This is a genomic window from Klebsiella sp. GN_Kp190 (assembly GCF_040061795.1).
Lineage (GTDB): Bacteria > Pseudomonadota > Gammaproteobacteria > Enterobacterales > Enterobacteriaceae > Klebsiella > Klebsiella michiganensis.
Genome location: NZ_JBEAFN010000010.1, coordinates 217698 through 224856, shown reverse-complemented (window position 1 = coordinate 224856; position 7159 = coordinate 217698). Strand labels below are relative to the sequence as shown.

Below are 7159 nucleotides of genomic sequence, written 5' to 3'. Positions count from 1 at the left end.
CCTTCCTCCCCGCTGAAAGTACTTTACAACCCGAAGGCCTTCTTCATACACGCGGCATGGCTGCATCAGGCTTGCGCCCATTGTGCAATATTCCCCACTGCTGCCTCCCGTAGGAGTCTGGACCGTGTCTCAGTTCCAGTGTGGCTGGTCATCCTCTCAGACCAGCTAGGGATCGTCGCCTAGGTGAGCCGTTACCCCACCTACTAGCTAATCCCATCTGGGCACATCTGATGGCAAGAGGCCCGAAGGTCCCCCTCTTTGGTCTTGCGACGTTATGCGGTATTAGCTACCGTTTCCAGTAGTTATCCCCCTCCATCAGGCAGTTTCCCAGACATTACTCACCCGTCCGCCACTCGTCACCCGAGAGCAAGCTCTCTGTGCTACCGTTCGACTTGCATGTGTTAGGCCTGCCGCCAGCGTTCAATCTGAGCCATGATCAAACTCTTCAATTTAAGTTTGATGCTCGTGAATTAAACTTCGTAATGAATTACGTATGTTCACTCAGAGACTTGGTATTCATTTTTCGTCCGAGGACGTTAAGAATCCATGTCACTTTGAGTGCCCACACAGATTGTCTGATAAATTGTTAAAGAGCAGTGCAACGCGGCTTTCGCTCACCGTTGCGAGGTGGCGTATATTACGCTTTCCTCTTTCAGAGTCAACCCGTTATTTCAGGATTTTTTCTCTTCAACCAACCGGGTTGTTTGTGAAGTGATTCACATCTGCCGTGTCAGTGGGAGCGCATTATAGGGAGTTATTCGGCGGTGACAAGCGGTAAAATGCAATTTTATTTCAACCGCTCACCTTTTATACATAACGCTTATTTTTGCTGCTTTTTGATAGCATCCGGCAGGTCTGCCAGGCTATTAAGTACCCAATCAGCGGCACTTTCGGCTTCTGGGGTCACCGGCTTGCCGGTGCGCACTAATACTTTCGTGCCGACATTGGCCGCCAGAGCTGCCTGCATATCTTCGACTTTATCGCCAACCATAAAGGAAGCCGCCATATCAATATGCAGATAGTCGCGCGCCGAAATCAGCATCCCCGGATGCGGCTTGCGGCAGTCGCAGGTCTGGCGAAACTCTTCAACGGTTCCCTGCGGGTGGTGCGGACAATAATAGATGCCATCCAGGTCAACGCCGCGATCGGCCAGCGACCAGTCCATCCACTCCGTCAGCGTTTCAAACTGCTCTTCAGTAAACTTACCGCGGGCGATACCGGACTGGTTGGTCACCAGCACCAGCGCGTAGCCCATCTCCTTTAATTGACGCATTGCGTCAATGACGCCATCGATAAATTCAAAGTTGTCGATTTCATGGACATAGCCGTGATCGACGTTAATCGTGCCATCACGGTCAAGAAAAATTGCGGGTACTGACATTGCCACCGGTTTGCTCCTGATAAAGGCTAATGCGCGTAGTATCGCATGTTTCCGGACGCAAGAAAGTGCTCATTATACAGAGTCAGATTGATTTAGACGTCTGGATGCCTTAACATCCATTTCATTGACAGGCATCGCCTGGACACGGCAGAAGAAAATGCCACGGCAAACGGCTAAACGATAATAAATAACTGATGATTAAACTTTCGAATATTACCAAAGTGTTCCAGCAGGGAAATCGCAGCATACAGGCGCTGAACGATGTCAGCCTGCATGTCCCCGCCGGGCAAATTTATGGCGTCATCGGCGCTTCCGGCGCGGGTAAAAGTACGTTAATCCGCTGCGTTAACCTGCTCGAACGTCCAACGCAGGGCAGCGTACAGGTAGGCGGCCAGGAACTAACGGCGCTGTCAGAAAAAGAGCTCACTCGCGCTCGTCGCCAGATTGGCATGATCTTCCAGCACTTTAACCTGCTTGCCTCACGCACCGTATTCGGCAACGTGGCGTTGCCTCTGGAGCTGGATAATACGCCGAAAGATGAAATCAAGCGCCGGGTGACCGAGCTGCTCGATCTCGTCGGTCTGGGGGATAAACACGATAGCTATCCGGCAAATCTCTCCGGCGGTCAAAAACAGCGCGTGGCCATCGCCCGTGCGCTGGCGAGCAATCCAAAAGTCCTGCTCTGCGACGAAGCCACCAGCGCTCTGGACCCGGCCACTACGCGTTCAATTCTGGAACTGCTGAAAGATATCAACCGTCGCCTGGGCCTGACGATTTTACTGATTACCCATGAAATGGATGTCGTCAAACGCATCTGCGATTGCGTTGCCGTTATCAGCAACGGCCAGCTGATTGAACAGGATACGGTGAGTGAGGTCTTCTCTCATCCCAAAACCCCGCTGGCGCAACAGTTTATTCAGTCAACGCTGCACCTTGATATCCCGGATGATTATCAGGCCCGCCTTAAACCTGAAGCGCTTCCCGATAGCGTGCCCATGCTGCGCATGGAGTTTACGGGTCACTCCGTTGATGCCCCGCTTCTTTCTGAGACTGCCCGTCGTTTTAATGTGAATAACAACATTATTAGCGCGCAGATGGATTACGCGGGCGGCGTGAAGTTCGGCATTATGCTCACTGAGATGCACGGCACGCAGGAAGATACCCAGGCCGCAATCGCCTGGCTACAGGAACACCATGTAAAAGTAGAGGTACTGGGATATGTCTGAACCAATGATTTGGCTGCTGGTTCGCGGCGTATGGGAAACGCTGGCCATGACGTTTGTCTCCGGCTTCTTCGGTTTTGTTCTCGGCCTGCCGGTCGGCGTGCTGCTGTACGTCACCCGTCCGGGGCAAATTGTCGCTAATGCGAAGCTCTACCGCACGCTTTCGGCGGTGGTGAATATTTTCCGCTCGATTCCTTTTATTATCCTGCTGGTGTGGATGATCCCATTCACTCGCGTGATCGTTGGCACGTCGATTGGCCTGCAGGCGGCTATCGTTCCGCTGACGGTCGGCGCTGCGCCGTTCATCGCCCGTATGGTGGAAAACGCCCTGCTGGAGATCCCCACCGGCCTTATCGAAGCATCCCGCGCCATGGGCGCAACGCCGATGCAGATCGTGCGTAAGGTTCTGCTGCCGGAAGCGCTGCCGGGCCTGGTGAATGCGGCAACCATCACGCTCATTACGCTGGTCGGCTATTCCGCGATGGGCGGCGCCGTCGGTGCCGGTGGTCTCGGGCAGATTGGCTATCAGTACGGTTATATCGGCTACAATGCAACGGTAATGAATACCGTACTGGTGCTGCTGGTTATTCTGGTGTACTTAATCCAATTCTCAGGCGATCGTATCGTCCGGGCTGTGACTCACAAATAACATTACACACAATACAGAATCTTACAGGAAGGAAATAACATGGCCTTTAATTTCAAAACCTTTGCGGCAGTCGGCGCGTTAATCGGTTCTCTGGCTCTGGTGGGTTGCGGTCAGGACGAAAAAGATCCTAACCATATTAAAGTCGGCGTTATCGTCGGTGCGGAGCAGCAGGTTGCGGAAGTCGCGCAGAAAGTAGCAAAAGAAAAATACGGCCTTGATGTCGAACTGGTGACCTTCAACGACTACGTTCTGCCGAACGAAGCGCTGAGCAAAGGTGATATCGACGTTAACGCCTTCCAGCATAAACCGTATCTTGACCAGCAAATCAAAGATCGCGGCTACAAGCTGGTTTCCGTAGGTAACTCTTTTGTTTACCCGATTGCGGGTTATTCGAAAAAAATCAAATCGCTGGACGAACTGCAGCCGGGCTCTCAGGTCGCGATTCCTAACGATCCCACCAACCTTGGCCGCTCTCTGCTGCTGCTGCAGCAGGTTGGCCTGATCAAACTGAAAGAAGGCGTTGGTCTGCTGCCAACCTCTCTGGATATTATTGAAAACCCGAAAAACCTGAAAATTGTTGAGCTGGAAGCCCCGCAGCTGCCGCGCTCTCTGGATGATGCGCAAATCGCTCTGGCGGTTATCAATACTACCTATGCCAGCCAGATTGGCTTAACGCCGGCAAAAGACGGTATTTTCGTGGAAGGTAAAGAGTCTCCGTACGTGAACCTGATTGTCGCTCGCGAAGACAACAAAGATGCGGAAAATGTTAAGAAATTTGTTCAGGCCTATCAGAGTGATGAAGTTTACGAAGCGGCTAACAAAATCTTTAATGGCGGTGCGGTGAAAGGCTGGTAATCTTTTCTCAGCGTAATATCATTCAGGACGGGCTTTATGCCCGTCTTGTCATTTATGCAAGCACCTGATTCAATAGCGCCCTGTTTTATTATTTATTGAGGAAATACTATGCGTGCTTTACCGGTCTGTTTGTTAGCACTCATGTTAAGCGGTTGTTCTATGCTAAGCAGATCTCCCGTCGAGCCTGTACAAAGCACCGTAACCCCGCCTGCCAAATCGGAACCGGCAAAACCGAAAGCGACGCGTCCGGCCCCGGTAAGAATCTATACCGATGCAACAGAATTGGTGGGTAAACCTTTCCGCGAACTCGGCGAAGTCACCGGTGAATCATGCCAGGCCTCGAATCAAGACTCTCCGCCCAATATCCCGACGGCGCGCAAGCGCATGCAGATTAACGCTGCAAAAATGAAAGCCAATGCCGTGCTGCTGCACCGCTGCGAAGTGACCAGCGGAACTCCGGGCTGCTACCGCCAGGCCGTCTGCCTTGGTTCAGCGCTTAACGTTACGGCGCAATGAGTGATTTTCAGTTTGCGCAGATAGGCGTTATTCGCTCGCCCTATAAAGAAAAATTTGCCGTCCCCCGCCAGCCTGGGCTGGTTAAAAACGGCGGCGGCGAATTACATCTTCTGCCCCCCTATAACCAGGCCGATGCCGTACGTGGCCTGGAAAACTTCAGCCATCTGTGGATCCTGTTTGTGTTTCATCAGACCATGGAAGGCGGCTGGCGCCCGACCGTGCGCCCTCCCCGCCTCGGCGGTAATGCGCGGATGGGCGTTTTCGCCACCCGTTCGACCTTTCGTCCTAATCCAATCGGTATGTCGCTGGTCGAGCTAAAAGGTATTCGCTGCCAGAAAGAACACGTCGTTCTGGAACTCGGTAGTCTGGACCTGGTGGATGGTACGCCGGTCGTGGACATCAAACCTTACCTGCCCTTTGCCGAAGCGCTGCCGGAAGCCAGCGCGAGCTACGCGCAGCAGGCACCGCAGGCGGAAGTGGCGGTGAGCTTCACGCCCGAAACAGAAGCCCGGCTTTTAGAACTGGAAAAGCGCTATCCCCGACTTAAGGTGTTTATTAGCGAAGTTCTGGCGCAAGATCCGCGCCCGGCATATCGTAAAGAAGAAGACCCGGGAAAGACCTACGCCGTCTGGCTGCTGGATTTTAACGTGCGCTGGCGGGTGATTTCGTCCGGTTTTGAAGTCTTTTCTCTCGAACCACGCTAATTTTATTTTCCTCTCTTTTGGCATCTTTGCCACACTGGTAAACTAAACCACTTTTTTGTGTCAGGCTGGCTCCCAGCCTGTATCGATCGTCCAAATGGAACCGTAACAACATGCGTACTAGCCAATACCTGCTCTCCACTCTGAAGGAGACACCTGCCGACGCCGAGGTTATCAGCCATCAGCTGATGCTGCGCGCCGGGATGATCCGCAAGCTGGCCTCCGGGTTATATACCTGGCTGCCGACCGGCGTGCGCGTCCTGAAAAAAGTCGAAAACATCGTGCGTGAAGAGATGAACAACGCCGGTGCAATCGAGGTGTTAATGCCGGTAGTTCAGCCCTCTGAGCTGTGGCAAGAGAGTGGTCGTTGGGAACAGTACGGCCCGGAACTGCTGCGTATTGCTGACCGTGGCGAACGTCCGTTCGTACTCGGTCCGACTCATGAAGAAGTGATCACCGACCTGATTCGTAACGAGCTGAGCTCTTACAAACAGCTGCCGCTGAACTTCTATCAGATTCAGACCAAATTCCGTGACGAAGTGCGCCCGCGTTTCGGCGTGATGCGTTCCCGTGAATTCCTGATGAAAGATGCTTACTCTTTCCATACCTCTCAGGAATCTCTGCAGGAAACCTACGACGCGATGTACGCCGCGTACAGCAAAATCTTCAGCCGTATGGGCCTGGATTTCCGTGCGGTACAGGCTGACACCGGTTCTATCGGCGGTAGCGCATCTCACGAATTCCAGGTGCTGGCGCAGAGCGGCGAAGATGACGTGATCTTCTCTGACTCTTCCGACTACGCGGCCAATATTGAGTTCGCCGAAGCCGTTGCGCCGAAAGAGCCGCGCGCGGCCGCCACTCAGGAAATGACGCTGGTCGATACGCCGAACGCCAAAACCATCGCCGAGCTGGTTGAGCAGTTCAATCTGCCGATTGAGAAAACGGTGAAAACCCTGCTGGTCAAAGCGGTAGAAGACAGCAAGTCTCCGCTGATTGCCCTGCTGGTTCGCGGCGATCATGAGCTGAACGAAGTTAAAGCGGAAAAACTGCCGCAGGTCGCCAGCCCGCTGACCTTCGCTACCGAAGAAGAGATCCGCGCGCTGGTGCAGGCAGGTCCCGGTTCTCTGGGCCCGGTTAATATGCCCATTCCGGTGATTATCGACCGTACCGTTGCCGCAATGAGCGATTTCGCCGCGGGCGCTAACATCGACGGGAAACACTACTTCGGCATCAACTGGGATCGCGACGTCGCCACCCCTGACGTGGCTGATATCCGTAACGTCGTAGCGGGTGACCCGAGCCCGGACGGTAAAGGCACGCTGCTGATTAAACGCGGTATCGAAGTGGGCCACATCTTCCAGCTGGGTACCAAGTACTCTGAAGCGATGAAAGCCTCCGTACAGGGCGAAGATGGCCGTAACCAGATCCTGACGATGGGCTGCTACGGTATCGGTGTGACGCGCGTGGTGGCGGCCGCCATTGAGCAGAACTTTGACGATCGCGGGATTCTGTGGCCGGAAGCTATCGCCCCGTTCCAGGTTGCGATTCTGCCGATGAACATGCATAAATCCTACCGCGTGCAGGAGCTGGCCGAGAAGCTGTACGCAGAGCTGAGCGCGCTGGGTATCGACGTGCTGATGGACGACCGTAAAGAGCGTCCGGGCGTGATGTTCGCCGATATGGAGCTTATCGGTATTCCGCACACCATCGTGCTGGGCGACCGTAACCTCGACAACGACGATATCGAATATAAATATCGTCGCAGCGGCGAGAAGCAGCTGATTAAAACCGGCGATATCGTGAATTACCTGGTACAACAAATTAAAGGTTAACG

The 7159-nt window shown here is 53.7% G+C and carries 7 protein-coding genes and 1 rRNA gene; 6 read left to right on the top strand and 2 right to left on the bottom strand.

Going from position 1 to position 7159, the window contains the following annotated elements; all coding sequences use genetic code 11:
- Nucleotides 1-452: ribosomal RNA gene (locus ABLU67_RS08235) — 16S ribosomal RNA — on the bottom strand; the annotation flags it as partial.
- Nucleotides 453-820: 368 nt separating this feature from the next.
- Nucleotides 821-1387, bottom strand: a complete 567-nt coding sequence (gene gmhB / locus ABLU67_RS08230; RefSeq protein WP_014837457.1) for a D-glycero-beta-D-manno-heptose 1,7-bisphosphate 7-phosphatase — start codon at nt 1385-1387, stop codon at nt 821-823.
- Nucleotides 1388-1575: 188 nt separating this feature from the next.
- On the opposite strand from gmhB, the gene metN reads away from it, so the two are divergent.
- The 6 genes from metN to proS all read left to right on the top strand — a co-directional run bounded on the left by metN (nt 1576) and on the right by proS (nt 7157).
- On the top strand, nt 1576-2607 hold the full coding sequence (gene metN, locus ABLU67_RS08225) for a methionine ABC transporter ATP-binding protein MetN (RefSeq protein ID WP_004098793.1): 1032 nt from the start codon (nt 1576-1578) through the stop codon (nt 2605-2607).
- Nucleotides 2600-3253, top strand: a complete 654-nt coding sequence (locus ABLU67_RS08220) for a methionine ABC transporter permease MetI (RefSeq protein ID WP_004098792.1) — start codon at nt 2600-2602, stop codon at nt 3251-3253. Before metN ends, ABLU67_RS08220 begins: the two co-directional genes overlap by 8 nt.
- A 39-nt stretch (nt 3254-3292) precedes the next feature.
- Nucleotides 3293-4108, top strand: a complete 816-nt coding sequence (gene metQ, locus ABLU67_RS08215) for a methionine ABC transporter substrate-binding lipoprotein MetQ (protein ID WP_004098791.1) — start codon at nt 3293-3295, stop codon at nt 4106-4108.
- A gap of 108 nt (nt 4109-4216) precedes the next feature.
- Nucleotides 4217-4624, top strand: a complete 408-nt coding sequence (gene rcsF, locus ABLU67_RS08210; RefSeq protein ID WP_004098790.1) for an Rcs stress response system protein RcsF — start codon at nt 4217-4219, stop codon at nt 4622-4624.
- A complete protein-coding gene (gene tsaA / locus ABLU67_RS08205; RefSeq protein WP_032748069.1) occupies nt 4621-5328 on the top strand; it encodes a tRNA (N6-threonylcarbamoyladenosine(37)-N6)-methyltransferase TrmO in 708 nt (235 codons plus the stop codon). Before rcsF ends, tsaA begins: the two co-directional genes overlap by 4 nt.
- Nucleotides 5329-5438: 110 nt before the next feature.
- Entirely contained in the window at nt 5439-7157 is a 1719-nt protein-coding gene (proS, locus tag ABLU67_RS08200; protein WP_048262316.1) for a proline--tRNA ligase, read from the top strand.
- The last annotated feature ends 2 nt before the right edge of the window (nt 7158-7159 follow it).